Raw genomic sequence first — 26,336 nt, forward strand, 5'->3', positions numbered from 1 at the left:
ATTTAGGGACTTTTTTATTTTTATATCCTAAGTATTCTAGATACTTAATTCATTAAATAAATGCACCAACTCTGGACTTGAGGGTCTCGGTGCATTTGAATCCATAATATTGCCATCAGAATCAATTAAAATGAATCGAGGTATACCATTTATTTGATAATCTTTTACAAACGAAGAGTTCCAATCATTATCTGCAAATAATTGTACACCACCAAGAACTTCATTAACAACCATAGATTCCCATTTGTCATGATCAGCGGCTTTATCTATAGAGATACTTACAAATTCAATATTTTTGCCATGATATTGTTCTTCAATGGCTTTTAGAGAAGGTATTTCTGCTCTACAAGGTCCGCACCAAGTAGCCCAAACATCAATATATACGTATTTTCCTTTTAGATCATCAAGAGATGTTGTTCCGCCTTTAATGTTTTCATAATCTACGAATTTAGGAGAAGGCCTTCCTTTAGCTACGGCCGTTAGTTTCGTGTATTTTTCTGTAACAATTTCATTGTTAGCTTCATCAGTAGAACTAGCCAAGAAAGCATTATAAAAGGCGTCGATGTCCTTAGAATAGCTCATATTAAAATTCGCGAAATTAAATAATAAACCGTTTTTTATAACTTCATTATCCAGCGTGCTTACTGATTTAACAAAGGCCAAGTCTTTCTCTATAGCTTCATTTTTAGTTAATTCAATAGATTGCTTTGTGAAATAATCTGAAACAATACGCTTGTAGTTACTTGAAAATTTGTAATCTTCTTCATTTGAATAATCAAAATCGTTTATTTCATTTAAAAAGTCATCAGAAACCGAAAATGCTTCATTACGAGTAAAATATTTATGAGCTTCTTCGTAGTCAATCAATCGGGTTAGATAAAAATAGTGGAGGTCTCTCTTTTCCTTTACAATATAGTCATCTGAAAGCCCTTTTGTGTTTTCTAATAAATCTATATTCGTTTTTTTTAAGTCATTGATTTTTGCCTTGAAATCACCCTCATTTAGAGTATAGATATCAGCGCTATTCCCGAATGCATCCTGTTCATTTTTTCGTTTTAATATTAAATAATTACTGACTTCAGAACCTTTTCCTGATATGACTAGGGAATTACTAAAGTCCTGTGCATCATAAGTAATATCCAATTGGTTGCCTGGTTCTAAATGAATAAAAACAGGATTTGTACCATCATATAAAACATAAGTATTAGTATCTATATTTAAGGTATCCTTAAAAGTGCCATCTTTTGAAAAGAGCAAGGGTTTAGTAAAAGATCTATCCAAGCTATTTATTGTCACCTCTCCAATAGGTTTGTTTGTTATTTTTCCTGCGATAATGGCGTAATCTACTGAGGCTTCTTTTTTACAGGCTATAAATACCATAGCCATTAAAATTAATACTACCTTTTTCATTGTTAAAGTTTATGATTTTTCAAAAATAAGGAATTGGCCTAGCCCTTGAGTTTTTTTTAGAAATTATTAACTTATACGTTTTTAATAGTCTAAGTAGGTATGTTAGGGTATTATTTTAAAGTTTGTATATCAGGCTTTCATACGAAACAATTTCGGGAATAATTTTAAGTGCAAACAATTCTTTTTGAATATGCATGACAACATCTTCCTTAATGAGCTTCTGAGACCATTCTGTTATAGTTAACCAATCCTGAACATCACTTAATTGCTGACCGTATTTAGCAGAAATGACTTGATCAATATCTGGTGTATTTTTAAATTGAGCAGTAGTCTTATTTATTATGCTTAAGATAGCTTGTAACTCCTTTTTACTAGATATTAAAAAATCTTTACGCGCGGCAATAACGAAACAAGGCCATGGGGTAGGGCAATCGGCAATTCTTCTAAAAACACCATCATCAACTAATGGTTTTGTTGTAAATTTTTCCCAAAGAAAATAATCTGCCTCCCCTTCAGTTAAGCCTTTAATTGCACCATTCAAATCTTTTATAACCTCAAAATCTAAATCTTTATTAAGATTCCATTTATGCCTTTCTGCATTTATATAGGCCATTAAATGGGAACCTGAACCATATCTACTAATGGCTGCTTTTGCACCTCTAATATCTTCAATATTCTTATATTTAGATTTTTCAGCGACATGCACACCCCATACCAATGGCGTTTTCACGTAAGTTTGAATAATCGCACTTGGATTTCCAGCAATAATGTCTTTTATTATACCCTCAGTTAAAATAATAGCAATATCTATATCTCCAGATCTCAGTGCTTGACACATGGCTCCAGTGCCATCTGCATAATCATGCCACCTTAAATTAATATTTTGTTTTTTGTATTCCTCCTTATTAAGTGTAATATGCCAAGGTAAATTAAAATGCTCAGGCACACCACCAACATTCACTGTTTTCATTGTTCTGTAAGCTTTTTTAGCACATATTTAATCAAGTCATCAATAACTTCTGATGGTCTTTTACTAAAAGTTCCACTAGCTCTATTTGCAATAATAGCATTTAAAGATAATGCTTCATGGTTTAATAATTTCGCCAATCCATAAATGGCAGAGGTCTCCATTTCAAAATTAGAAATGGTCATCCCCTTATAACTGAATGCATCCATTTTGGAATTAAGAAACTCATCTTGTAATGGAAGTCTTAAAACACGCCCTTGGGGACCATAAAATCCACTTGCAGTTGCTGTTAATCCTTTATACGTACATTCACTCTCCAAACGTTTTTCTAAAACCTGACTGCCGCGAATAATTATAGGACGCCCTTTGCTTGGACTCCAGTTGGTTTGTTTGATAAAAGCATCTTCAATTTCTTGACTTTTGATACTATTAATATTGTAAGCATGTAGCATGCCATTTAAATCAAGCCCATGTGTACTCAAAACAAAAGTGTCTACTGGAATTTCCACTTGTAAGGCACCTGAAGTCCCAATTCTAACAAAATTTAGAATTGTTAATTTGGTCTTGGTTTGTCGGGTTTTAAAATCAATATTAACAAGGGCATCTAGCTCATTTAATACGATATCAATATTATCTGGGCCAATTCCGGTTGAGATGACTGATAGTCTTTTTCCTTTATACAGGCCGGTTTGAGTTTTAAACTCTCGTTTTTGCGTTTCGAATTCAATACTATCAAAGTACTTCGTGACTTTGCTCACCCGATCCTGATCACCAACTAAGATAATAGTATCTGAAATATTTTCTGGCTTTAGATTTAAATGATAGATGCTTCCATCTGGATTTAAAATCAATTCGGATTCTTTAATTGCCATTAGAAATTACTTTGACAAGTTTATTTTTTTCTTTATCAAAATTATAGTGTTCAACATTTACACCCCCATATTGCATGCTGTCATTTATTTCTTTTGAGAAATTATATTGTCTTGATAAAGCATCATACCCTTTTTGATTCAAAGCAATTTCTTGCTCATCTTCTGTATAAAACAAACTCAATTTTTGTATAATTCTATTTATTTGCATATCCCCAAAACCATAATAACCTTGATAGTTCAGAGCATATCCTAATAAATGATTCCTTGATTTTATAGTGTTCTTTTTAATAAGGGATAAAATATTAACCTCTAAAACATTAAGTCCACTTTTTGAGTCTGGAAAACGCTCTAAATGCGCTTTAAGACAATTGCTTAAATATTTAAAAGAAGAACTCTTCACAATATAGGGTTTAAAAAGATTATGATCCTTGCCACAATAAATACCCCACAATGTGGTTGCTAATTCAATATCGTCTTTGTTTAGTTTTACTTTATCTTTATAATGTGCAAAAAGTTGCGCTGGACTAAGTTCTGCCAGTCCTTTTAATGTTTTTACTTTGGGAATTCTTCCGCTACATACCAAATAGAGTGGTAGGTCTATTTTCTTTTGTTTTAATAAGTTTATTACGGCCAGTAGATTAATATGACAAAATAAATCATATTCAAACCACAGTATGATTTCAGAATAGTTATTAAAATTATTAAGCTGACCAATGGCAAATTCTACTTTATTTAAATCTAATTCAACGTTATAAAATGTACTTAAAAAATCACTCCTAAGTTTTATAAAATGATTGCTATGAATAATTTCCTGTGTAGGTCCTTCGCAAAATATTTCTTGCCAAGTTAATTTTTCACCTACCACTTCTAATTCATTTAAATAAGAAGTAAGTGTACCACCATTAGTAATGTGTAAAGGTTCTTTGTTCATATCTGTTTTTATCCTCCAACACGCTTTACATTAAACCCTTTACTTTTCAATATCTGCATAATTTTATCTCTATATTCCCCTTGTATAATTATTTTATCATCTTTAAAACTTCCTCCAACACTTAACTGTGTTTTAATTTCTTTGGCTAATTTTTTAAAGTCATCAGTAGCCCCAGTATAGCCTTCTAGAATCGTTATGGGTTTGCCCTTTCGTTTTTCATATTTGCAAATAATAGGGTCATCTTGCATCCATATACCTTTTTCTGTAATTGATTCAGACTTGCTTTCTTCTATCCTGTGATCAGGAAACAAATTTTTAAGTTGGTCTTGTAAATCCATAAAATTATTTTTTAATAAGGCCGAGCTCAATAAGTCTTTCTTTCAAAAATTCGCCCGCCGTAATATCTTCAAACTGCTTAGGATTTTTTGCATCGATACAATTTGGTAGTACATCTAATTTCATGGTACTGATGGGATGCATAAAAAAAGGTATAGAATAACGCGATTTACCCCAAAGTTCTTTTGGCGGATTCACCACGCGATGTACAGTAGATTTTAACCTGTTATTCGTGTGCCGAGATAACATATCTCCAACGTTAATCATCAACTCATCTGGATCGGCAATAGCATCAATCCAGTCCCCATTATGATTTTGAACTTGCAAGCCTTTACCCTGAGCGCCCATTAATAAAGTAATTAAATTGATATCGCCATGTGCAGCCGCGCGCACAGCCTCCTTTGGTTCTTCTTTAATTGGCGGGTAATGAATGGGCCTTAAAATAGAATTACCATTAAATATGAATTCATCAAAATAAAATTCCTCAAGTTCTAGGTGTAGAGCAAGAGCTCTTAATACATATTTTGCTGTTTTTTCCAGCATTTTATAGGCTTGCTTTCCGGTTGTATTAAATTCAGGAAGCTCGTCTACAATGATATTGTCATGATATTCTAATTTAAGTTTATCATCGTTTTCAACATATTGCCCAAAATGCCAAAACTCCTTTAAATCACCTTCTTTTTTACCTTTAGCACTTTCTTTTCCAAAGGAAACATAACCTCGCTGACCACCAATTCCCGGAATCTCATATTTCTCTTTTACGCTTAATGGCAATTCAAAAAAGTTTTTAACCTCCTTATAAAGCGCTTCTACCAAATTGTCATCCAAAAAATGATTTTTAAGAGACACAAAACCAATTTCCTCATAGGCGCTACCAATAGCATTAACAAAATCTTGTTTTCTACTGGGGTCGCCAGAGATAAAGTCACTTAAATTAACACTAGGGATGCGATTCATGAAGTTTAGTTTTGTAAGGTGAACGAAACAAATGTACAAAAACATTGCAATTCTAATGAGGTTTATGTGCACTTAAGTTTAACGAACATATAGCGTTTTAATAGTATATTTGATTAGTTAACATTCCTGTTCTAATTAAATTTAATTGCCATTAAAATTGTTATGGATTACTTCATGAAACATCTAAACCACGGCATGCTTTGCAACCTCTATGAGAACATGCTTAAACCAAGAATGATAGAAGAGAAGATGCTTCTATTATTAAGGCAGGGAAAAATAAGCAAATGGTTCTCTGGTATTGGGCAAGAAGCTATTAGTGTAGGAGTAACAATGGCATTAAATGATGACGAATATATATTACCCATGCACCGAAATTTGGGCGTTTTTACTACGCGAGGAATACCTATTAAAAGATTATTTGCGCAATGGCAAGGAAAAGCTTCAGGTTTTACTAAGGGACGTGATCGTTCCTTTCATTTTGGAACCCAAGATTATAAAATTGTCGGTATGATTTCCCATCTGGGTCCGCAATTAGGTGTGGCAGATGGTATTGCTCTTGCTGCCAAATTAAAGAACAAGAATCAAGTTACTGCAGTCTTTACAGGTGATGGAGGAACAAGTGAAGGTGATTTCCATGAAGCCTTGAATGTTGCCTCAGTTTGGCAATTGCCTGTGTTGTTTTGTGTGGAAAATAACGGTTATGGGTTGTCTACGCCAACAAGTGAACAATATAACTGCAAAAACATTGCTGATAAGGGATTGGGGTATGGTATGGAATCTCATATCATTGACGGGAATAACATTCTTGATGTATATACCAGGATAAGTGCATTAATAAAAGACATACGCGTTAATCCGCGACCAGTTTTAATAGAGTTTAAAACGTTTAGAGTACGCGGACATGAAGAAGCTAGTGGTACAAAATATGTCCCTCAAGAACTCATAAATGCATGGATTAAGAAAGATCCTCTAACTAACTTCGAAAACTTTTTACTAAAAGAACAGGTTTTAAGCGAAAGTATTATGGCTTCAATGAAGGAGCGTATTGCGGAAGAAATTAATCAACATATTGAAATAATTAATAAGGAAGAATATGTGGTTCCTAATAAAACTAAAGAATTACAGGATGTATTCAAAAACTACAAATATCAAGAAATTATATCCGGTAATAATCTAAAAGAAATACGCCTGGTAGATGCCATTTCCGATGGTTTGAAGGAAAGTATGGAAAAGCATGAAGATCTTGTAATCATGGGTCAGGATGTGGCAGAATATGGAGGTGTTTTTAAAATAACTGAAGGATTTATAGAAAAGTTTGGAAAGGAACGGGTACGAAATACGCCCATTTGCGAATCGGCCATTGTAGAAACTGCAATGGGCTTATCAATAGCTGGCATTAAAAGTGTTGTTGAAATGCAGTTTGCTGATTTTGTCTCCTCTGGATTTAACCCTGTTGTGAATTATTTAGCCAAGACTCATTATAGATGGGGACAAAATGCTGATGTGGTCGTTAGAATGCCTTGTGGTGGGGGGATAGGTGCTGGTCCATTTCATTCTCAAACTAATGAAGCTTGGTTTACCAAAACCCCCGGACTTAAAGTCGTTTATCCGGCGTTTCCCTATGATGCCAAAGGCCTATTGATAACTTCAATAAATGATCCTAACCCGGTTTTGTTTTTTGAGCACAAGGGACTTTATAGACGTATACGTCAAGATGTACCAACAAGCTATTACACATTACCACTTGGAAAAGCTTCTATTATAAGGAGCGGTGAGGCTGTGACCATTGTGAGTTATGGAGCAGGGGTACATTGGGCGATGGATACTTTGAATGAACATTCTGAAATTTCAGCAGATCTTATCGATTTAAGAACACTTCAACCTTTAGATATTCAGACTATTTATAATTCTGTTAAGAAAACAGGTAAGCTTATTATTTTACAAGAAGATTCTATGTTTGGAGGCATAGCTAGTGATATTTCAGCTTTAGTTGCAGAGCATTGTTTTGAGTTTTTAGATGCGCCCATTAAAAGGGTAGCAAGTTTAGAAACGCCAATACCATTTTCTAAACAACTTGAAGACCAATACCTGCCTGTAGAGAGGTTTTTATTATCTTTAAAAGAATTACTGGCTTATTAGTGGCTATGATTTATGTTAGTTATGAAAAAAACAATACTTTCGAAACGTCACATGATATTGGTTGTACTCCTCACTTTTAGCTGTAAAATTGTAGCACAAGACTATGAAAACCAATTTATATGGAAATCTATGCATGTTACGGCTTCAGCATATAATTCATTGGCTAGTCAAACCAATTCAAACCCAAATATTACTGCCTTTTTAGATAGTTTAACCCCCGGTTTAAAGTGTATAGCAGTTTCTAGAGATTTGTTAAATCTAGGCTTAAAACATAATACACCGGTAAAAATAGAAGGTCTTGAAGGCATCTATTTAGTTAAAGATAAAATGCATTCGAAATGGACTAAACACATTGATATTTATATGGGTGTTGATGTAGATGCAGCCATTAATTGGGGAAGAAAACATGTTAAGATTAAGTATGGTCGCCCGAAAACAAATTGAAATTGAGCGCCTTAAACTGCTCATATATATACTCAAACAAAAGTGATTTTATACTTTGTTTCAACTGCAGGTACTATGAAAGAGCTGGGGCTTAAGGAAGTGTTATTATAATTTGTTAGAATATTAAAGTCGGCTTAACTATAGTTCTGAACCATTGTGTTTATTCTTTTAATGCGCGTAGCGCTTAGAACCCTTCCAAATGCCTATGTTTGATGTGCGAAAATCTAGAATACGTTTTGGTGTAAATATATTTTCCTGAGTAATCGTGTTTAAATGTCTTGATATTTTAATAAGTGTTTTCATCTTGATTGATTTTGTGGTTTTCGTAAAAGTTAGGTTGAAAAGACGTTACCTATCTGTAACGCCTTTTCATGTTCCATTGACTGGTTTTAGTTCCTTCTAATGTGTTCGTTAGTTGATTATTGCTTAAAGTTCTCATGATGATTAATTTTGATTGATGATGATTTAATGTGATTTTTTGATTTATCTGAAACGTCTTTTAGTATTCCATTGACTCGTTTTAGATCCTTCTAATGCGTTGGTTAATTGATTGTTGTTTAAAGTTCTCATTGTTTTAATGTTTAATTGATTAATAGTAACTGTTGTTTTTTTGATTGTTATATTAAAGAGACGAGCCAATTATAAATTTGTTACAGTACTATGCATAACAAAGTAATGATTTAACAAATTTTAACATAATTTAATACCTTAAAGCAACGTATATTAAAGAACTAATGCTCTTTAATCAAGATAAAAGGAACGGTTATTGTTAAACCAATATTAAAATATTTGGGCTAAAGTGGTCTAATTCAAAGAAAGAAATATCTTTGTATCCTATTTAGCGCAGAGTCAAATATACTTTATACGATTCATGAGACTTATATTACCGATTTTATTAATGATCTTGCCATTTTTTGCTACTTCTCAAATTGATAGCAAGTCGAAGTCTTTCAGCATTCCAGCAACCGAAGTTCCTGAGGAAACACCAGACGTAAAACCTATTTTACCAAAACCAGATACCAAGACAAATAATAATCTAGGTGTTAACATCCCTAAACCCCTTATTGATATGGAGTTTGATAAGAAGGAAATTTCTATGTTTCCAGAAGAGGAATTTGGAAACCCTGGTGAACTCTATATGGATAAAATAAATAAATCTCTTGATGATATAAGAGGTACAAAGGAAGAACGAGAACTACGAAATGGGAGTACAACCGATCAGTACTTTGGAGATTTTAAGAGTTCATCTAAAAAGGTTAATGTTGTTTATAGAGATCATGGCTATACAGACGGCGATTTAATACAGGTTAAAGTTAATGATGATATTATTCACCCTAGAGTTTATCTCACCGGAAGATTTAAAGGGTTCACACTAGAATTAAAACCAGGTTTTAATAAAATCGACTTTTTGGCGTTGAATCAAGGAGAATCTGGTCCTAATACTGCTGAATTTAAAGTTATTGATGATCAAGGTGTCGTTGTAACACATAACAGGTGGAATTTAGCAACTGGTGTAAAAGCTACTGTTATTGTTGTTAAAGAGTAAATTAGATACTGTTTAAAGACATTTCCTGCTCAATAGCTTTATCAGCTTAAAACACATCTGATTAAGAAATAATTCCTTCAATCAATTTTAATTCCTCTATAGAAAACTCTAGATTATCTAAAGCTTTAACATTGTCTTTAAGTTGATTGGCTGAACTTGCACCAACTAGAACAGAAGCTACTTGAGATTGTCTTAAAATCCAAGCTATAGCCATCTGAGACAACTTTTGTCCGCGTTCTTGTGCAATAGTATTAAGTTCTTGAATTTTATGAATATTATCAGAAACTGTATCGGAATTTAAGTATGTCATATTTTTTGAGGCTCTTGAACCTTCTGGAATACCGTTAATATATTTGTCGGTGAGCATACCTTGAGCTAATGGAGAAAAGGCTATACATCCTACGCCAACTTCTTCTAAAGTATCCAACAAACCGTCTTCAACCCAGCGGTCAAACATAGAGTATCTTGCTTGATGCAGTATAAAAGGAACTTTTAAAGCTTTAAGCAGTTCTGCTGCTTTTTGAGTTTCCTTTGGTCCATAATTGGATATCCCAACATACAAAGCCTTTCCTTGTCTTACAATATCTGCCAAAGCACCCATAGTCTCTTCCAAGGGTGTATCAGGGTCTGGCCTATGATGATAAAATACATCTACATAATCAAGCCCTAATCGTTTTAAGCTTTGATCTAAACTACTAATCAAATACTTTCTTGAACCCAAGTTTCCATATGGACCTGGCCACATATCAAAACCTGCCTTTGTAGCAATAAACAATTCATCTCTATAGCCTTGAAAATCCTTTTTAAAAATAGTTCCAAAATTTTCTTCTGCAGAACCATATGGTGGGCCATAATTGTTTGCTAAATCAAAGTGTGTAATCCCTAAATCAAAAGCAGTCCTTATAATCTCTCGTCCGTTTTGTATAGGATCCACAAATCCAAAATTATGCCATAAACCAATGGATATGGCAGGTAAAAGCACCCCGCTCTTTCCTGAACGCTTATAAACCATGGCATCATATCTATTGTCTGCCGCTAAATAGTTTTTAGTACCGGATTTGTCGTTAATTTGCATTTTAAAAGAATTTATTAGTGCAAATGTAATAAAACCAAAAAGCCTTTTCATAATATTCTGAAAAGGCTTTTAAAATTTAAAAAATATGGTTTAGTTTTTTATTGAGGATTTTAAATTTTGTTTTAGATGTTTAGCATAAAAACCCATCATAGATTTATATAATGCTATTCTATTTTCTTCCTTACCAAAACCATGACCTTCATCATATTTTACCATATAAGGGACCTCAAAACCCTTAGCTCTTAAACCTTCAACAATTTGATCCGATTCATCAATATTTACCCTTGGGTCATTAGCACCTTGAACAACAAAAAGAGGTTTATTAATTTTATCGATATGAAAAACTGGGGAAACTTCAGTCATAATGGCTTTTTCTTCAGGGATATCAGAATCATACCAAATTTCTTTTACAATTTCAGTGTACGGCTTCCAATATTCAGGAAAGGAATCAAAAAAGGTGAAAATATTTGACACCCCAACATAATCTACTCCACAGGCATATAAATTTGGCGTTTTTGTTAATCCACGTAAAACGGCATAGCCGCCATGGCTAGCACCATAAATAGCTGCATTATCTTTATCAACCCAGCCTTGATCAACCACATACTTTAAGCCGTCTTCAACATCATCCATAGCTTTTCTGCCTATCTGTTTAAAGCCAGACTCTAAAAACTGTCTACCATATCCTCCTGAAATTCTAAAGTTTACTTGAAGTGTGGCATAGCCTCGACTGGCGAAAAGTTGAGCTTCAGGATTAAAACCCCATGAATCTCTGATACCTTGAGGACCTCCATGAGGGTTAACTATCACGGGAACTTTATTGCCTTTCAACGCTTCTTTAGGTAATGTTATATAACCGTGAATAGTAATACCATCTCTACTTTTAAAAGTTATTGGGCGCATTTCAGCCATATCATTTTCAATAAGGTCTGGCATTAAATTATACAATAACTTGAATTCATTAGTAAGAGCATAATAAGCATAATACGTGCCATATAATTTATCACTTTGAATAAAAATTAAATATTTACTCTCATCATCAGTTACATCAGCTATAGAGTAGTTGTAATTAGGGAATTTTCCCTTGATTTTCTTATGTAATTTTTTGTAATAATCACTAACTGGGATGATATTGCTTTTTTCGCCCTCGTATGAAAAATAGTCCATTTCATATCCTCTTTTTCTAGACAATGATAAACCTGACGCGTCATAGTTTTCATTGGAAAACAACTTTTCAATAACCTTATCCTCTTTAAGATCATATAAATAAATTTGAGCTTTATCACTTTCTAAGTTTGATATAACATAGGCATCATGAGGGTATTCAGTAGCATAATTGAATGATGATATTGAGAAATTGTCTTTCCAACTTAATTCCTTTTTTAATTCATAATTCTCTCCATCCAGTGTGTAATATAAATCTACATTTACGCCATTTCGTAGTTTAGAAAACCCTCTAAGTTTCCCATCTTTATCAAACTCATAATCATTTACTGGATTTGCTACATCTTCATTTGTGTATAGCTGAACAATAGTACCTGTAACAATATTGATTTTATAAGGCTCAAAAATTTGGGGGTTATTTTTATTCATAGAAATTATCATATGATTTTTGTCCTCTTTCAACCCTTCCAAAATATTTACCTTAACCCCTTCAAAAGGAGTGAGTTCTTTTTGATTTTCACCATCAATATCTACGGCAAATAAATGATAATCTTCATTACCCCCTTTATCCATTACATATACTAACCTATTATCATTAGCCCAACCGTAACCCCGTATAAGTTCTTCCTTCTCTTCAATAACTCTTTTTATTTCATTAGTTTCTGTATTTTTTACATAGACATGGTTTTTAGCATTTTCATCTTTTTCTCTATATGATAAGTATGTACCATTAGGTGAAAATCTAAAGGTTCTTGCTTTAGGACGTTTAAAATAATCTTCTACCGAATATTTATAATTTATAGGGTTCCAACTAGCTAATTTCTCCAAATCTTCATCAGAAGAGGGTAAAGATGTATTCCCTGGAAGTGTTTTTATTGTTTTAACTAATAATAAAGGAAATTCTGTTCCACCTTGATAAAAAGTACCCGTAAGTTTATTTTCGGATAATGTGCCAACATATTTAATACTGGCTTGATTAAATTTAATAGTAAGCGTGTTATCTATAAAAGTTGTTTCATCCATGGGAATATCAGTAGCGCCTTGTGAAGGGCTATCCATTGTGGATAAAAACCCATTAGATTCGCTTGTTACATTGAATCGTAAGAGCATTTCGGTATTTTGTACGGTTAATTTCCCTTCCCAAGAACCAACGATATCTTGAGCATTTGTTTGCAAAGTAACACCTAAAAAAAGAAGTACTGCATAGCATAATTTTAAAATGGTAGTTTTCATTTTGATAATAGAATTTAAAATTTATTTAACTAATATTTGATTAGAGTTAAAACCTTCATGTTTGTTACACAGCATATTAAAAAACAGTCAAATTTTTATAATTTAATCTTTATTTGTGCAATAATGAAATAAAATACTCAAAATGTTTGTTCTTCAATAGTTTAGACAAAAAATAGAAAAATGGGAATACGTTGAAAAACTTAAATTCTGATAGCACTGTTAATATTCCTTAATAATTTTCTTAACAAACATGCAAGATAAACGCCTTAAAGATGTTATTTTTGCGCGTTGCAAAATTTATGCTATGTCTACAAAAGCTGAGTTAGAATTAGAAGAAAGAAAAGAAGGTAAAAACTTATATAGTTATCAAAAAGGCGCTATTGACAAAATTTTTACTGCTTTTGAGGAATCTCCAGAAGATTATCATTTATTATATCAGTTGCCTACAGGTGGTGGTAAAACCGTAATATTTTCTGAAATAGTAAGGCAATATCTCAAGCACCATAAGAAAAAGGTACTTGTTATGACGCATAGAATTGAGTTGTGTAAGCAAACATCAAATATGCTTACAGAATTTGGTGTTCATAATAAAGTGGTTGATAGCAAGGCCGATTTAAGTGATCAGGCAGATTATAGCTGTTTTGTGGCTATGGTTGAAACTCTTAATAACCGACTCACAGATGATAAATTAGATATTTCTGATATTGGATTAGTTATTATTGATGAGGCGCATTATAATTCATTTACTAAACTTTTTAAATTTTTTAGTAAATCCTTTATTTTAGGCGTAACGGCTACACCATTAAGTTCGAGTATTGAATTGCCTATGACTGACAATTATGACGAACTTATTGTTGGGGAAAGTATAGAATCTCTTATTGAAAATGGTTTTTTAGCACGGGCAGAAATGTTTACGTATAATGTTGGTTTAACATCATTAGTAGTAGGAGCTAATGGTGATTATACGGTAAAATCATCGGAAGACTTGTATACAGATAATGACATGTTATCTAAGTTATTACAAGCTTATGAGGAACGTGCAAAAGGTAAAAAGACATTGATTTTTAATAATGGTATTACCACCTCATTACATGTGTATGACACTTTTAGAAGGGCAGGATATCAAATTGCTCATTTAGATAATACGAATACTAAAAAAGAACGTGCACTTATTCTAAAATGGTTTAAAAATACACCCGGGGCTATTTTAACTTCTGTAAGTATTTTAACTACCGGTTTTGATGAGCCCACAGTTGAAAGCATCATACTTAATAGAGCAACCAAGTCATTAACCTTGTACTATCAAATGATAGGTCGTGGTTCTCGTATTTTAAAAGATAAAAGCACATTTTCGGTAATAGATTTAGGGAATAACTTCCACAGATTTGGCCCTTGGGGTGATGATTTAGACTGGCAACGTATTTTTAAATCACCTACCTATTATCTTGATTCTATTCTAAGCGATGAAGATTTAGAAAGTAATTTCAGATATGAAATGCCTGATGAATTACGTGCAGAATTTGGAAAATCTAAGGATGTACATTTTGATATTCAAAAAACCTATGTAGATTCTATTAGAAATGGAGAATCATCCAAAGTCGTTTTAGAACGCTCTATTGAACAACATGGTAAAATTTGTATTGAAAATAGTGAAGACGTTTATGATGCGTTGGCATTAGCAAAAAAATTAGGAGACGATGTTGATTTTAGAATTCAACGGTATACAAAATGTATCAGTAAGAGTACCTATAATTTTGTAGATTGGCTAAAAGGTGACTACAGGAAAAAATTAAATTCTTATTTACGTTCAAATTTTGATGAAGTTTTTGAGCAAATCCACGGTTACCCACCTGAGGATTAATAATCTGCCTTTTTTGTGTTTTCTTAGATGTATTAATTCAAAAATGTGAAATAAATACATGTTATTTTGCCTTTAGAATAGTTTATAAGGTGCGTTTTGTATGTTATAATAATCAATCTGTTTTAATGTATATATTTTTGCTAGAAGCGCTTGTATTGGGTTGCACTTTATCTATTTATGCCAAAAAGTTGTGCTAAGAAGCTCCTTTTAATTAGAACTACTATAAATACGGTGATTATTATAACATCGAAAAAATATGGTGTATCTTTACAAACATATTAACTAACATAAAATCTGCACGATAATTTAAACTATGGCAAAATCGCAAGTAACATTTAACAAAATTGAAAAAGAAAAAAAACGCTTAAAGAAAAGAGAAGAAAAGCAAAAAAAGAAAGAAGCTAGAAGGGCTGAAGCTAAAGAAAACCCACAGGGTATTCAATTTGCTTATGTAGATTTCAACGGAAATTTAACAGATACACCACCAGATCCTGCAATGCGTGAAAAGGTTGAAGCTGAAAGTATTGAACTTGGAATCCCGAAAAAGGAAGATAGAATAGAGGAGGAGCCAGTAGATAAAGAAGGGAAAGTTTCTTTCTTTGATCACTCAAAAGGTTTCGGATTTATTATAGATAGCGTAAATCAAGAAAAATATTTTGTTCACATTAGTGGTACTTTAGAGCCTATAGAAGAAAATGACAAGGTAACTTATGAGTTAGAGCGTGGTCAAAAAGGCATGAACGCTGTTAGGGTTAAAAAAATATAGACCTTTTTAAATACGGATTACACCGCTTAACGTAATTGTGCAATGAGCATATCGCGAAAAACGATTTTAATAGTTTCAGCTTTTTTCGCTATTTACGTAATATGGGGTTCAACATATTTATTAAACAAAATTGCGGTAACTAGTTTACCGCCTTTTTTTTTGGCATCAATCCGGTTTTTTGTTGCAAGCATTCTCATTTTTATTCTTGCAATTGCTCTTAAAATAAACCTTAAGATTACTTTAAAACAGTTTAAAAACACCATTATTGCTGGGTTTTTGTTTCTGACTTTCGGGAATGGAGCTGTCGTTTGGGCTTTAAAATTTGTGGATAGTGGATTTACAGCCCTTGAAATATCAGCTCAACCTTTAGTGGTTCTTATTTTAATGCGTATTATCCAAGGGAAGAAAATATCACCCATGTCCTACATTGGTGTTATTCTAGGTTTTACTGGCATCTTTCTTTTGGTAAGTCAGAAGGAAATAATTAGTCAAGAAGGTCAGATCATTGGCATGCTTACTATTTTTGCTTGTATGATAAGTTGGGCTTATGCTAGTATTTTTGTTGGGAAAGCAGATTTACCTAAAAATCATTTCGTTAATACTGGTTATCAAATGTTTTCAGGGAGTATTATGCTAGCCATAATTAGTTTGTTATTAAAAGAAGAGTGGTCATTACCTGGGACATGGGAAAAAGATGTACAATGGTCCATGTTAGCCTTAATTATTTTTGGAAGTATAATAGCTTTTACCGCGTTTAACTACCTTTTAAAAATGGTTTCACCAGAAAAAGTTGCAACCTCTACCTACGTAAATCCGATTATAGCCTTGCTTTTAGGCTGGTGGATTTTAGATGAGCGCATTACTTTACAATCGATTATTGCAGCTGTAATTTTATTGACCGGAGTTTATTTTATTAATACTAGGAGACAATTAAAAGTACGGTTTTATGGACGTTAGAAGTGCGATCAAATTCATGTTAATTAGCACTTTAGCCTTTGCTTGCATGAATGGTATTGTGAAATATTTGACGCATATAGGTGCTTTTCAAATTGTGTTTTTTAGAGCCTTAGGATCTTTGTTTTTCACCTTTGGTTTTCTTCTGAAAAATAAGATTTCATTTTTAGGGAATAATAGAAAGCTTCTTGTAATAAGAGGTTTAGTAGGGGTAACCTCAATGTCCTTTTTCTTTATGGCCACAAAGTACCTGCCCATAGGTACTGCTGTTTCACTGCGGTATATGGCTCCTATATTTGCGGCAGTTTTTGCTGTTTTATTATTAAAAGAATATGTTCAACCGATTCAATGGCTTTTTTTTGCCATGGCATTTGCCGGGGTAATTGTCTTAAAGGGATTCGACGCTGACTTAAATGGTTATGGGCTAGTCCTTATTTTTCTGTCAGCTATTTTTAGCGGCTTAGTTTATGTGGTTATAAGTAAGATTGGTCAAGGAGATCATCCTGTAGTTATTGTCAATTATTTTATGATCATTTCAGTGCTAGTTGGTGGTGTAATGTCTATAAATAACTGGGTAACACCACAAGGAATAGAATGGTTCATGTTATTTGGCTTAGGTGTTTTTGGGTATTTTGGTCAAGTATTTATGACTAAGGCATTTCAGGTAGCTTCAACCAATCAAGTTGCACCACTTAAGTACCTTGAGGTTGTTTTTACAGTTTTATTAGGCGTGTTTATTTTTGCTGAAATTTACACTGTATGGAGTCTTTTGGGCATTGCTACCATTATTACAGCGCTTATATTGAATGCGTTATTTAAAGGAAGTAAATAGTTTGAGTGCATGCATGAGAAAAATAAGTATTCCATAATAAAACCCGAGAAATCTCCAATCTTCTATGGCTATATTGTCCTTTTATTTGGTAGTATCGGTATTCTTGCAAGTATACCAGGTCAGACCGTAGGCGTATCTGTATTTACTGATCCTGTAAAAGAAGCCTTAGGGCTTTCAAGAACTAATTTTAGCAATGCATATATGATTGGTACGCTTTTAAGTGCTTTGATAGTAGCTAAAGCTGGCGTATGGTTTGATAGATTTGGTGCTAGATATGTCGCCTTTTTTGCTGTAATTTTTCTAGCCTTTGGCTTATTTTTATTTTCGTTTTCGCAAACACTAAGTAGAAATATATCAGAACTTTTGCAGCTGGAATCGTGGATAATTCCCTTTACCATAATTATCATTTTATTTTTTATTATCAGATTTTGCGGTCAAGGCGTTCTTACCATGGCATCTAGAAATATGATTATGCGTTTGGTTTGATAAAAATCGAGGCAAAGTAAACTCAATAAGTAGTATAGCTGTCTCTCTTGGATTTTCGGCTTCACCAATCCTGATAAATAAGCTTATTGATGATTATGGCTGGCAAATGAGTTGGCAAATTATTGCGATTTGTCTAGTTATTTTCTCCGTTTTTATACTCCAATTTTACAGAAATAAACCAGAAGATTTTGGAATGAAACCTGATGGAGTAGTAATACATAAAGAGCAAAAAGCAAGAAAGAATGTCCGAGCTTTCACCTTGATAGAAGCCAAAAAAACAAGGGCGTTTTGGATAATATCGTTGATATTAGCATTTAATAGTTTCTTTTTTACAGGTTTTACGTTTCATGTCGTGTCCATTTTTGAAAGTGTTGGATTTTCAAAAAATCAGGCTATTTCAATATTTTTACCTATATCAATTATTGCCATATCAACATCTACTTGTGGCAATATTTTTAGTGATAATATCAAGCATAAGATATACATATTTATTATGATACTTGCAGGTTTTATGGCTTCTCTAGGTTTAATCTTTCTGAAAGAATCATTGGGCTTATATCTGTTAATTATTGGTTTAGGGGTTTTGGGCGGCTTATTTACCGTGGTCAATGCTGTTACTTGGCCGCGTTATTATGGTAGGTTATATTTAGGAGCAATAACAGGAAAAGTAATGAGTGTTCTAGTAATAGCCAGTGCGGTAGCGCCTACATTATTTAGTTACTGTTTTACTGTATTCGAATCCTATAGCTATGTGAGCTATATAACAGTTGTAATACTTTTGTTTGTGACTATAGCTTCTTTAAAAGTTAAAAATCCACAAAAATGAGTGGTTTTATGGCATTTAAAAATTTAGTAAAAAAACTAAGATTAGAACAAGTCACATCTAATTTTCAGAATATGGCTTAGATTTGAAAAGTTAGAATAAGGGCAATCAGGGCTTTCAATAAATAAAGATGTCAAATTGAAGCACACGGATTATTTAGAAATAATCTTTTAGTTTGCTCCAAAAGTTTTTAGGCGTTAATTTCAATTCCTCTTCCAGTTCTTCAAAGGACTTATTGGCTTCATTAATTCTATTAAAAATACGTGCTCTAATCAAATAAATGGATGGAATAACAATAGCCATTAAAGGAAGCATATAAATAAATTGAAATTCATCTAAATTATTTTGATCATCACTAAATAAAACAAAAATTTGGTAGATATACATTATTATAGGTACCAATAAGGCATGATACCACCAATGTCTGTTTGTGAAAAACCATATAATTAAAAGAAACAGCGGTATGGCTTTAGAACTAAAAATCCAAAAAACTAAATTAGCGTCCTCCCAGACTTTACTATCATACGTAAATAAAAAAGTGTTCCAAACTTTCGTAGATGGAACACTTTCATATAACGTAAATAAATAGGGAGTAGTTGCCAAAAAAGTAGCAATGATAGTCCCTATGACCAGGCCTTTCTTATCCAGCTGACGGAATTCTAAATGGTCCTTTTTTGATGGCAGTTTCTTGTGCATCTTGGCTGATTGATGTTGCTGCATACGTTGTAAATAACATACCTCCGAAAATTGCTAGTGCAATTACATACTTTTTAGTTCTCATTTTTATAAGGGATTAAATTAATTAATAATCCAAATATAAGACTAGAGTAATTTGGTGTTCACCTCACAAATGTTAAAATTATGTTAAAACAAAATAATTTTAATTTTTCTACTGAGGGTTTCCCGTAATACTTCTAAAATGAGATCAAATGTGGCATTTATAAGCGTATGTCTTTTTTGTTTATTAGTTATTTATTGTTAAAATTCTTTTATTCTTAGCATCCAGTTTTAAAACTATCTTATCATAATCGTCTACTAATAGATCTTCAATTATTTCCGGCCATTCAATTAATTTCCAATTATTAGAATTCAAATAATCTTCAATTCCAAAATCATAAGCCTCTTCAATATTTTTAATCCTGTACAAATCAAAATGGAAAACACCTTCATTTTCCGTTTTGTATTCATTAACTATGGAAAAGGTAGGACTATTTACTTCATCCACACAACCTAAGGTCTTAACTATAGATTTTATTAATGTGGTCTTTCCCACACCCATTTCACCATAAAAAAGCAAGGTTTTACCTTTTACCTTCTTAATGATTTCTTGAGCAATTTGCTCAACTTCATTGAGTTCAAAACTGATTTCCAACAGCTAAATAAATTTAGATACAATTATAAGAATAAGAATTTAGAATACCTAAAAAAATATGTATTTCATCGGTTTTTTTTGCTTTTAACGGAATTATTTTGGATTAAATACGACGAACGGTATGATCATTTCCTCAAGAGAAACACCACCATGTTGATAAGTGTTTCTAAAATAACTCACATAATGATTATAATTATTAGGGTATGCAAAAAATGAGTCACCCTTGGCAAAAATAAAAGAACTACTCATGTTAATAGCCGGCAAATGCAGTTCGTGCGGGTTTTTAGCTTCTAAGACGTCTTTTGCGTCATAGCTTAAGCTTCTACCCGTTTTATAGCGTAAGTTTAGGCTCGTGTCTTTGTCTCCTACAACTTTAGAGGGGTTCTTCACGTTTATTGTTCCATGATCTGTTGTTAATATGAGTTTAAACCCTAACTGTTGAGCCTGCTGAATCATTTCTAAAAGCGGTGAGTTTTTGAACCAGCTTAATGTTAATGATCGATATGCTTTATCATTTGATGCCAATTCTTTTACAACTTCCATTTCTGTTTTTGAATGCGACAGCATATCTACAAAGTTGTAGACCACAACAGAAAGGTCATTATCTTTTAATGACTTAAAATTTTCTGCTAATTTTTTACCATTTTTTAAATTTGTGATTTTATAATACTCATAGTTAAAATGGTTTAAACCTAGTCGTTTCATTTGACTATTTAGAAAATCTTCTTCGTGCAAATTTTTTCCGCCTTCATCCGTGTCATTTTTCCAGTAATTCGGGAATAATTTTTCCATATCGCTAGGCATTAATCCTGAAAAAATGGCGTTTCGAGCGTATTGGGTAGCCGTTGGTAGAATGCTAAAGAACGCTTCTTCTTTATCTTTTTTAAAAAAATTATTTATAATAGGTTCAAAAACTTTCCATTGATCATATCTTAAGTTGTCTACAACCACTAGAAGCGTTGGTTGCTCCTTACTTATTTCTGGTACTATTTTTTCTCTGAATAAAGTATGAGACATGATTGGGGATTCTGTCTTGGGCTTAAACCAATTCGCGTAGTTTTTGTCAATGAATTTACCAAATTGAATATTCGCTTCATTTTTTTGAGACTCTAGTATTTCAAACATACCTGCGTCCTCAATATCCTCAAGTTGAATTTCCCAATAAATTAATTTTTGATATAAATCAATCCACTCTTCATAACTATTAACCATGGCTAAATCCATGGCTATTTTTCTAAACTCTTGTTGATAATTTGAAGTTGTTTTTTCAGAAACTAACCTAGAATGATCTAGATTCTTTTTTAAACTTAATAATATTTGATTGGGATTAACGGGTTTAATTAAATAATCAGCTATCTTATTACCTATAGCTTCTTCCATAATATATTCTTCCTCACTCTTAGTAATCATAACAACAGGAAGGCTATCTTTTTTCTCTTTTATTTCATGCAAGGTTTCTAAACCAGTTAGTCCAGGCATGTTTTCATCTAGAAATACAATGTCAAAGTTTTCTTCATCCAACATATCTAAAGCCTCAGTACCACTTTTACAGGTAAAAACGTTATAGTTTTTCTTTTTAAGAAAAATTATGTGAGGTTTTAGTAAATCAATTTCATCATCAACCCAAAGTATTTTTATTGTATTCATATGCTATATTTGTAATATTAAATGCTAAAAATTAAAGTTTGAACAAACTTAAAATATTAAACGACCCAATTTACGGATTTATTACTATTCCAAATTCTCTCATTTTTGATTTAATACAGCACAAAGACTTTCAGCGCCTGCGCCGAATAACACAGATGGGCATGTCATATTTAGTCTATCCGGGTGCGCATCATACGAGGTTTCACCATGCTATTGGGTGTGTTCATTTAATGCAGCAAGCTGTTAATGTGCTTCGTTTTAAGGGAGTTGCGATTTCTGAAGCGGAAGAAACAGGACTCTATATTGCTATTTTACTACATGATATTGGCCATGGTCCATTTTCTCATGCTATGGAGCATAGTATTGTAAATAATGTGTCCCATGAAGAAATATCTCTATTCTTTATGGAAAAACTCAATAAAGAATTTAACGGAAGTTTAACGCTTGCCATTGAAATATTCAAAGGTGAATATTCTCGGAAATTCATGTGTCAGTTAATTTCGGGCCAATTGGATATGGATAGAGCAGATTATCTAAAACGCGATAGTTTTTATACCGGAGTTGCAGAAGGCAATATAAATAGTGAACGATTAATCACTATGCTAAATGTGGTGGATGATGATTTAGTAATAGAAGAAAAAGGCATCTACAGTGTTGAAAAATTTATAATTGCTAGACGTCTTATGTATTGGCAGGTATATCTTCATAAAACAGGATTAGTAGCCGAGCAACTCCTTATCAGAGTTTTAAAACGTGCTAAGGAGTTGTATGATTTGGGATATAACCTAAAGGCTAGCGAGGCATTATTGTATTTTTTCAAAAACAAAATATCCATTGAAAATTTTAATAATGAAACCTTAGAGGTGTTTTCCCAATTGGACGATTATGATATAATTTCGGCCATGAAGCAGTGGCAATTTCATGATGATTTTGTCTTAAGGAACTTATGCGAAATGATTATTAATAGAAATTTGCTAAAAATTAAAATTAAAAACAAAAAGATTAAGGCTGAACGTGTTCATAAACAAACGGCCTTAGTTATGGACCGTTTTAATATTTCTCAAAAAGAAGCCCGATATTTTGTTTTTACAGGGAGTATTTCCAATCAGGCCTATCAATTAAACACTAAGCGTATTAATATTTTACATAAGTCAGGTAAAATTGAAGATATTGTTAAAGCATCAGATCAACTAAATCTTAAAGCATTATCAAAACCGGTTACCAAATTTTATATATGCTATCCTAAAGGATAAACTTTGACACATTTTTCCTATTTTTGCGATTAACTAACAAAAACGACTAACTTTTTACTTGTGAAATTTACAGCTCAGCAAATTGCAGGAATATTAGAGGGTGATGTAGTTGGGAATCCTGAGGTGGAAGTATCAAAGCTTTCGAAAATTGAAGAGGGGTTTGAAGGTTCTCTAACCTTTTTAGCAAACCCTAAATACACACCATATATATATAAGACAGAGGCATCAATTGCAATAGTTAATAGGTCGTTTGTTCCCGAACACGATATTAAAACAACGTTGATAAAAGTAGATGATGCTTATTTGGCATTTTCTAAAATCTTAGAGTACTACAATGCTGTGAAAATCGGTAAAGTGGGTATTGAAAATCCATCTTTTATTTCGGAATCGGCCAGTCTAGGTAAGGATATCTATATTGGTGCATTCAGTTACATTGCAGATCATGTTAAAATAGGGAATAATGTAAAAATATTTCCTAACGCCTATATAGGTGACAATGTTGTTATAGGAGATAATACCATTGTGTTTTCTGGTGCTAAAATTTATTCAGATACTATTATAGGGAGTCATTGTGTTATTAATTCTGGAGCTATTATTGGAGCAGATGGCTTTGGTTTTGCTCCTAATGAAGAAGGTGGCTATAATAAGATTCCACAAACGGGTAATGTCATCATAGAAGATTATGTGGATATAGGAGCAACAACAACTATTGATAGAGCTACTTTAGGCTCAACCATAATAAGAAGCGGGGTAAAACTGGATAATCAAATTCAAATTGCGCATAATGTTGAAATAGGAGAAAACACTGTAATTGCTGCCCAAACAGGTATTGCTGGATCTTCCAAGATTGGGAAACAATGTCAAATTGGAGGACAAGTGGGGATTGCTGGGCATATTACAATAGGTAATAATGTTAGAATTCAAGCGCAGTCAGGAATTGGAAGAAATGTAAAAGATAATGAGATGCTTCAAGGATCTCCAGCCATAAAATTAAGTGATTATAATAAGGCCTATGTTCATTTCAAGAACTTGCCTAGTATTGTTAAAAACATAAATGATTTAGAAAAAACAAATGGGAATAGTTAATACTGAAATCAAACAAAAAACGATTAAAGATGAAGTTTCTTTAACTGGTGTAGGACTTCATACAGGTAAAAATGTCACCTTAACTTTTAAACCTGCATCTGCCAATGCAGGATTATCTTTCAAACGTGTAGATTTAGAGGGAGAACCAGTACTTGAAGCAGATGCCAATTTTGTTACAAACACCCAGCGCGGGACATGCTTAGAAAAAAATGGTGTTGTTATTCAAACATCAGAACATGTTTTAGCAGCCTTAGTTGGATTAGATATTGACAACGTTTTAATTGAATTGAATGCATCTGAGCCACCGATAATGGATGGATCATCCAAGTTTTTTGTAGAAGCCATAGAAAAAGCTGGTGTTGTAGAACTTGAATCTTTTAGAGAGGAATATGTTGTTACCGATGTCATTTCATATGTTGATGAGGAATCAGGAAGTGAAATATTAGTAATGCCAGCTAAGGAATACCAAATTACTACCATGGTCGATTTTGGAACTAAAGTTCTTGGTACTCAAAACGCTACTTTAAATCAGATTTCAGATTTTAAGAAGGATATATCTAACTCTAGAACCTTTAGCTTTTTACATGAATTAGAAATGTTATTAGAACATGGATTGATAAAAGGTGGCGACTTAAATAACGCCATTGTTTATGTTGACAAAACGATTTCTCCTGAAACTGTAGAAAAGCTTAAAACTGCATTTAATAAGGACTCAATTTCTGTAAAACCAAATGGCATTTTGGATAATTTAACATTACATTATCCAAATGAAGCGGCAAGACATAAATTACTTGACGTCTTGGGTGATTTAGCATTAATAGGTACTCGAATAAGAGGAAAGGTTATTGCTAACAAACCTGGACATTTTGTTAATACACAGTTTGCAAAAAAACTATCAAAATTAATAAAAAATGAACGTCGTAATAACGTGCCAAATATTGATTTAAACTTACCTCCGTTGATGGATGTGGTTCAAATCATGGCCATGTTACCCCACAGACAACCTTTTTTATTAATTGACAAAGTATTTGAGCTTTCAGAAAGTCATGTTATAGCGACTAAAAATGTCACCATGAATGAAGAGTTCTTTAAAGGACACTTCCCTGGCGCCCCTGTAATGCCTGGGGTTTTAATTGTTGAAGCCATGGCTCAAACGGGTGGTATTTTAGTATTAAACACGGTACCTGATCCAGAAAACTATTTAACTTTTTTCATGAAAATGGATAAGGTTAAATTTAAGCAAAAAGTATCACCAGGAGATACGTTAATATTTAAATGTTCTTTAATTTCTCCAATACGCCGTGGAATTTGCCATATGCAAGGATATGCCTATGCTAACGGGAAATTATGTGCTGAAGCCGAACTAATGGCTCAAATCTCTAAAGTAAAATAATATGAACCAACCATTAGCATATGTGCACCCTGGTGCAAAAATAGCCAAGAATGTAGTTATTGAACCTTTTGCTACAATACACAATAATGTTGTCATAGGAGAGGGGTCGTGGATTGGCAGTAATGTCACCATTATGGAGGGCGCACGTATTGGTAAAAATTGCAATATTTTTCCAGGTGCTGTGATATCAGGGGTGCCCCAAGATTTAAAATACAATGATGAGGACACCACCACTGAAATAGGCGATAATGTTACTATTAGAGAATGTGTTACAATCAATAGAGGGACTTCAGACCGCATGAAAACGGTTGTTGGAAACAATTGTTTAATCATGGCTTATTGCCATATTGCGCATGACTGTATTGTTGGTAATAATTGTATTTTTTCTAACAACAGTACCTTAGCGGGGCATATTACTATAGGAGATTACGTAGTGCTTGCAGGGATGACCGCAGTACATCAGTTTGTTTCTGTAGGAAATCATGCTTTTGTTACAGGAGGTTCATTGGTTAGAAAAGACGTTCCTCCTTATGTAAAGGCAGCTCGTGAACCTTTATCCTATGTTGGAATAAATTCTGTAGGACTAAGAAGAAGAGGGTATACAACTGAGAAAATAAGAGAAATTCAACATATTTTTAGAATTCTATATCAGAGAAACTATAATAATACCCAAGCTGCTGAAATAATCGAAGCAGAAATGGAGGCAACTCCAGAACGTGATGAGATTCTTCAATTTATTAAAAACTCACATCGCGGAATTATGAAAGGATATTTTAAATCAAATTAAAT

Annotated in this window: 26 protein-coding genes; 13 read left to right on the forward strand and 13 right to left on the reverse strand. The window is 32.9% G+C overall.

The annotated features are described in order from the left end of the window. Window positions 1–36: 36 nt before the first annotated feature. The 6 genes from IE051_RS01325 to IE051_RS01350 all read right to left on the reverse strand — a co-directional run bounded on the left by IE051_RS01325 (window position 37) and on the right by IE051_RS01350 (window position 5,473). Entirely contained in the window at window positions 37–1,410 is a 1,374-nt protein-coding gene (locus IE051_RS01325; protein ID WP_189358716.1) for a TlpA family protein disulfide reductase, read from the reverse strand. Window positions 1,411–1,525: 115 nt separating this feature from the next. Then, window positions 1,526–2,380 (reverse strand): substrate-binding domain-containing protein, encoded by an 855-nt coding sequence (locus IE051_RS01330; RefSeq protein ID WP_189358718.1) that lies wholly within the window; start codon window positions 2,378–2,380, stop codon window positions 1,526–1,528. After that, on the reverse strand, window positions 2,377–3,249 hold the full coding sequence (locus tag IE051_RS01335; RefSeq protein WP_189358720.1) for a nucleoside phosphorylase: 873 nt from the start codon (window positions 3,247–3,249) through the stop codon (window positions 2,377–2,379). Before IE051_RS01335 ends, IE051_RS01330 begins: the two co-directional genes overlap by 4 nt. Next, window positions 3,239–4,180, reverse strand: coding sequence for a DUF1835 domain-containing protein (locus IE051_RS01340; protein WP_189358722.1), 942 nt, complete (start codon window positions 4,178–4,180; stop codon window positions 3,239–3,241). The genes IE051_RS01335 and IE051_RS01340 overlap by 11 nt, the downstream gene beginning before the upstream one ends. 8 nt (window positions 4,181–4,188) lie before the next feature. Beyond that, window positions 4,189–4,518, reverse strand: coding sequence for a translation initiation factor (locus IE051_RS01345; protein ID WP_189358724.1), 330 nt, complete (start codon window positions 4,516–4,518; stop codon window positions 4,189–4,191). Between the two features lie 4 nt (window positions 4,519–4,522). After that, window positions 4,523–5,473 (reverse strand): isopenicillin N synthase family dioxygenase, encoded by a 951-nt coding sequence (locus tag IE051_RS01350; RefSeq protein ID WP_189358726.1) that lies wholly within the window; start codon window positions 5,471–5,473, stop codon window positions 4,523–4,525. A gap of 174 nt (window positions 5,474–5,647) precedes the next feature. Here IE051_RS01350 and IE051_RS01355 point away from each other — a divergent pair, with 174 nt between their 5' ends. Both IE051_RS01355 and IE051_RS01360 read left to right on the forward strand, forming a co-directional pair. Beyond that, a complete protein-coding gene (locus IE051_RS01355) occupies window positions 5,648–7,612 on the forward strand; it encodes an alpha-ketoacid dehydrogenase subunit alpha/beta (RefSeq protein ID WP_229796691.1) in 1,965 nt (654 codons plus the stop codon). A 21-nt stretch (window positions 7,613–7,633) separates the two neighbouring features. Beyond that, window positions 7,634–8,056 (forward strand): 3D domain-containing protein, encoded by a 423-nt coding sequence (locus IE051_RS01360; RefSeq protein ID WP_229796692.1) that lies wholly within the window; start codon window positions 7,634–7,636, stop codon window positions 8,054–8,056. A gap of 168 nt (window positions 8,057–8,224) precedes the next feature. On the opposite strand, the gene IE051_RS18665 is transcribed toward IE051_RS01360, so the two are convergent. Then, window positions 8,225–8,359: a hypothetical protein gene (locus IE051_RS18665; RefSeq protein ID WP_262891371.1), complete on the reverse strand. Its 135-nt coding sequence runs from the start codon at window positions 8,357–8,359 to the stop codon at window positions 8,225–8,227. Window positions 8,360–8,927: 568 nt separating this feature from the next. On the opposite strand from IE051_RS18665, the gene IE051_RS01365 reads away from it, so the two are divergent. Then, window positions 8,928–9,602 carry a hypothetical protein gene (locus tag IE051_RS01365; protein ID WP_189358730.1) on the forward strand — a complete coding sequence of 225 codons (675 nt, stop codon included), beginning with the start codon at window positions 8,928–8,930 and terminating at the stop codon, window positions 9,600–9,602. A gap of 61 nt (window positions 9,603–9,663) precedes the next feature. Here IE051_RS01365 and mgrA read toward each other — a convergent pair whose 3' ends face one another. Together mgrA and IE051_RS01375 are read right to left on the reverse strand one after the other, a co-directional pair. Continuing rightward, entirely contained in the window at window positions 9,664–10,677 is a 1,014-nt protein-coding gene (gene mgrA, locus IE051_RS01370) for an L-glyceraldehyde 3-phosphate reductase (protein WP_189358732.1), read from the reverse strand. 90 nt (window positions 10,678–10,767) lie between these two features. Continuing rightward, window positions 10,768–13,074: a S9 family peptidase gene (locus IE051_RS01375; protein ID WP_189358734.1), complete on the reverse strand. Its 2,307-nt coding sequence runs from the start codon at window positions 13,072–13,074 to the stop codon at window positions 10,768–10,770. Window positions 13,075–13,378: 304 nt separating this feature from the next. Between IE051_RS01375 and IE051_RS01380 the strand changes: the two genes are divergently transcribed. From IE051_RS01380 to IE051_RS18550, 6 genes are all read left to right on the forward strand, one after another. Further along, complete coding sequence (locus IE051_RS01380) at window positions 13,379–14,935, forward strand: DEAD/DEAH box helicase (protein ID WP_189358736.1); 1,557 nt, start codon at window positions 13,379–13,381, stop codon at window positions 14,933–14,935. 313 nt (window positions 14,936–15,248) lie between these two features. Further along, window positions 15,249–15,701: a cold-shock protein gene (locus IE051_RS01385; protein WP_189358738.1), complete on the forward strand. Its 453-nt coding sequence runs from the start codon at window positions 15,249–15,251 to the stop codon at window positions 15,699–15,701. Between the two features lie 42 nt (window positions 15,702–15,743). Beyond that, a complete protein-coding gene (locus IE051_RS01390) occupies window positions 15,744–16,658 on the forward strand; it encodes an EamA family transporter (RefSeq protein WP_189358740.1) in 915 nt (304 codons plus the stop codon). Continuing rightward, window positions 16,648–17,487, forward strand: a complete 840-nt coding sequence (locus IE051_RS01395; protein WP_189358742.1) for a DMT family transporter — start codon at window positions 16,648–16,650, stop codon at window positions 17,485–17,487. Before IE051_RS01390 ends, IE051_RS01395 begins: the two co-directional genes overlap by 11 nt. Before the next feature lie 9 nt (window positions 17,488–17,496). Continuing rightward, complete coding sequence (locus IE051_RS18545; protein ID WP_229796693.1) at window positions 17,497–17,973, forward strand: MFS transporter; 477 nt, start codon at window positions 17,497–17,499, stop codon at window positions 17,971–17,973. Window positions 17,974–18,007: 34 nt separating this feature from the next. Then, window positions 18,008–18,799, forward strand: coding sequence for an MFS transporter (locus IE051_RS18550; RefSeq protein ID WP_229796713.1), 792 nt, complete (start codon window positions 18,008–18,010; stop codon window positions 18,797–18,799). Window positions 18,800–18,952: 153 nt separating this feature from the next. On the opposite strand, the gene IE051_RS01405 is transcribed toward IE051_RS18550, so the two are convergent. From IE051_RS01405 to porX, 4 genes are all read right to left on the reverse strand, one after another. Continuing rightward, a complete protein-coding gene (locus IE051_RS01405) occupies window positions 18,953–19,492 on the reverse strand; it encodes a hypothetical protein (protein ID WP_189358744.1) in 540 nt (179 codons plus the stop codon). Further along, on the reverse strand, window positions 19,437–19,577 hold the full coding sequence (locus IE051_RS01410) for a hypothetical protein (protein WP_189358745.1): 141 nt from the start codon (window positions 19,575–19,577) through the stop codon (window positions 19,437–19,439). Before IE051_RS01410 ends, IE051_RS01405 begins: the two co-directional genes overlap by 56 nt. Before the next feature lie 183 nt (window positions 19,578–19,760). Continuing rightward, on the reverse strand, window positions 19,761–20,168 hold the full coding sequence (gene tsaE / locus IE051_RS01415; RefSeq protein ID WP_189358746.1) for a tRNA (adenosine(37)-N6)-threonylcarbamoyltransferase complex ATPase subunit type 1 TsaE: 408 nt from the start codon (window positions 20,166–20,168) through the stop codon (window positions 19,761–19,763). A 93-nt stretch (window positions 20,169–20,261) separates the two neighbouring features. Beyond that, complete coding sequence (gene porX, locus IE051_RS01420) at window positions 20,262–21,815, reverse strand: T9SS response regulator signal transducer PorX (RefSeq protein WP_189358747.1); 1,554 nt, start codon at window positions 21,813–21,815, stop codon at window positions 20,262–20,264. Window positions 21,816–21,853: 38 nt separating this feature from the next. On the opposite strand from porX, the gene IE051_RS01425 reads away from it, so the two are divergent. Genes IE051_RS01425 through lpxA form a run of 4 tightly spaced genes read left to right on the forward strand, consistent with a single transcriptional unit; the run spans window position 21,854 to window position 26,334 of the window. Then, entirely contained in the window at window positions 21,854–23,068 is a 1,215-nt protein-coding gene (locus IE051_RS01425) for an HD domain-containing protein (RefSeq protein ID WP_189358748.1), read from the forward strand. A 60-nt stretch (window positions 23,069–23,128) separates the two neighbouring features. Next, window positions 23,129–24,154, forward strand: coding sequence for a UDP-3-O-(3-hydroxymyristoyl)glucosamine N-acyltransferase (gene lpxD / locus IE051_RS01430; RefSeq protein ID WP_189358750.1), 1,026 nt, complete (start codon window positions 23,129–23,131; stop codon window positions 24,152–24,154). Then, window positions 24,141–25,547 carry a bifunctional UDP-3-O-[3-hydroxymyristoyl] N-acetylglucosamine deacetylase/3-hydroxyacyl-ACP dehydratase gene (locus IE051_RS01435; protein ID WP_189358752.1) on the forward strand — a complete coding sequence of 469 codons (1,407 nt, stop codon included), beginning with the start codon at window positions 24,141–24,143 and terminating at the stop codon, window positions 25,545–25,547. Before lpxD ends, IE051_RS01435 begins: the two co-directional genes overlap by 14 nt. Before the next feature lies 1 nt (window position 25,548). Beyond that, on the forward strand, window positions 25,549–26,334 hold the full coding sequence (lpxA, locus tag IE051_RS01440; RefSeq protein ID WP_189358754.1) for an acyl-ACP--UDP-N-acetylglucosamine O-acyltransferase: 786 nt from the start codon (window positions 25,549–25,551) through the stop codon (window positions 26,332–26,334). Window positions 26,335–26,336 lie beyond the last annotated feature (2 nt).

This window comes from Algibacter mikhailovii (genome assembly GCF_014651495.1).
Lineage (GTDB): Bacteria > Bacteroidota > Bacteroidia > Flavobacteriales > Flavobacteriaceae > Algibacter_E > Algibacter_E mikhailovii.

Excerpts from the sequence above, each read along its gene's own strand:
- IE051_RS18665 (WP_262891371.1), bottom strand. The coding sequence starts at position 8,359 with ATGAAAACACTTATTAAAATATCAAGACATTTAAACACGATTACTCAG.
- IE051_RS01435 (WP_189358752.1), top strand. The coding sequence starts at position 24,141 with ATGGGAATAGTTAATACTGAAATCAAACAAAAAACGATTAAAGATGAA.
- mgrA (WP_189358732.1), bottom strand. The coding sequence starts at position 10,677 with ATGCAAATTAACGACAAATCCGGTACTAAAAACTATTTAGCGGCAGAC.
- IE051_RS01380 (WP_189358736.1), top strand. The coding sequence starts at position 13,379 with ATGTCTACAAAAGCTGAGTTAGAATTAGAAGAAAGAAAAGAAGGTAAA.
- IE051_RS01390 (WP_189358740.1), top strand. The coding sequence starts at position 15,744 with ATGAGCATATCGCGAAAAACGATTTTAATAGTTTCAGCTTTTTTCGCT.
- IE051_RS01365 (WP_189358730.1), top strand. The coding sequence starts at position 8,928 with ATGAGACTTATATTACCGATTTTATTAATGATCTTGCCATTTTTTGCT.
- IE051_RS01340 (WP_189358722.1), bottom strand. The coding sequence starts at position 4,180 with ATGAACAAAGAACCTTTACACATTACTAATGGTGGTACACTTACTTCT.
- lpxA (WP_189358754.1), top strand. The coding sequence starts at position 25,549 with ATGAACCAACCATTAGCATATGTGCACCCTGGTGCAAAAATAGCCAAG.
- IE051_RS01405 (WP_189358744.1), bottom strand. The coding sequence starts at position 19,492 with ATGCACAAGAAACTGCCATCAAAAAAGGACCATTTAGAATTCCGTCAG.
- IE051_RS01335 (WP_189358720.1), bottom strand. The coding sequence starts at position 3,249 with ATGGCAATTAAAGAATCCGAATTGATTTTAAATCCAGATGGAAGCATC.
- porX (WP_189358747.1), bottom strand. The coding sequence starts at position 21,815 with ATGAATACAATAAAAATACTTTGGGTTGATGATGAAATTGATTTACTA.
- IE051_RS01385 (WP_189358738.1), top strand. The coding sequence starts at position 15,249 with ATGGCAAAATCGCAAGTAACATTTAACAAAATTGAAAAAGAAAAAAAA.
- IE051_RS18545 (WP_229796693.1), top strand. The coding sequence starts at position 17,497 with ATGCATGAGAAAAATAAGTATTCCATAATAAAACCCGAGAAATCTCCA.
- IE051_RS01355 (WP_229796691.1), top strand. The coding sequence starts at position 5,648 with ATGAAACATCTAAACCACGGCATGCTTTGCAACCTCTATGAGAACATG.
- IE051_RS01375 (WP_189358734.1), bottom strand. The coding sequence starts at position 13,074 with ATGAAAACTACCATTTTAAAATTATGCTATGCAGTACTTCTTTTTTTA.
- IE051_RS01410 (WP_189358745.1), bottom strand. The coding sequence starts at position 19,577 with ATGAGAACTAAAAAGTATGTAATTGCACTAGCAATTTTCGGAGGTATG.
- IE051_RS01325 (WP_189358716.1), bottom strand. The coding sequence starts at position 1,410 with ATGAAAAAGGTAGTATTAATTTTAATGGCTATGGTATTTATAGCCTGT.
- IE051_RS01395 (WP_189358742.1), top strand. The coding sequence starts at position 16,648 with ATGGACGTTAGAAGTGCGATCAAATTCATGTTAATTAGCACTTTAGCC.
- IE051_RS01330 (WP_189358718.1), bottom strand. The coding sequence starts at position 2,380 with ATGAAAACAGTGAATGTTGGTGGTGTGCCTGAGCATTTTAATTTACCT.
- IE051_RS01350 (WP_189358726.1), bottom strand. The coding sequence starts at position 5,473 with ATGAATCGCATCCCTAGTGTTAATTTAAGTGACTTTATCTCTGGCGAC.
- IE051_RS01360 (WP_229796692.1), top strand. The coding sequence starts at position 7,634 with ATGAAAAAAACAATACTTTCGAAACGTCACATGATATTGGTTGTACTC.
- IE051_RS01345 (WP_189358724.1), bottom strand. The coding sequence starts at position 4,518 with ATGGATTTACAAGACCAACTTAAAAATTTGTTTCCTGATCACAGGATA.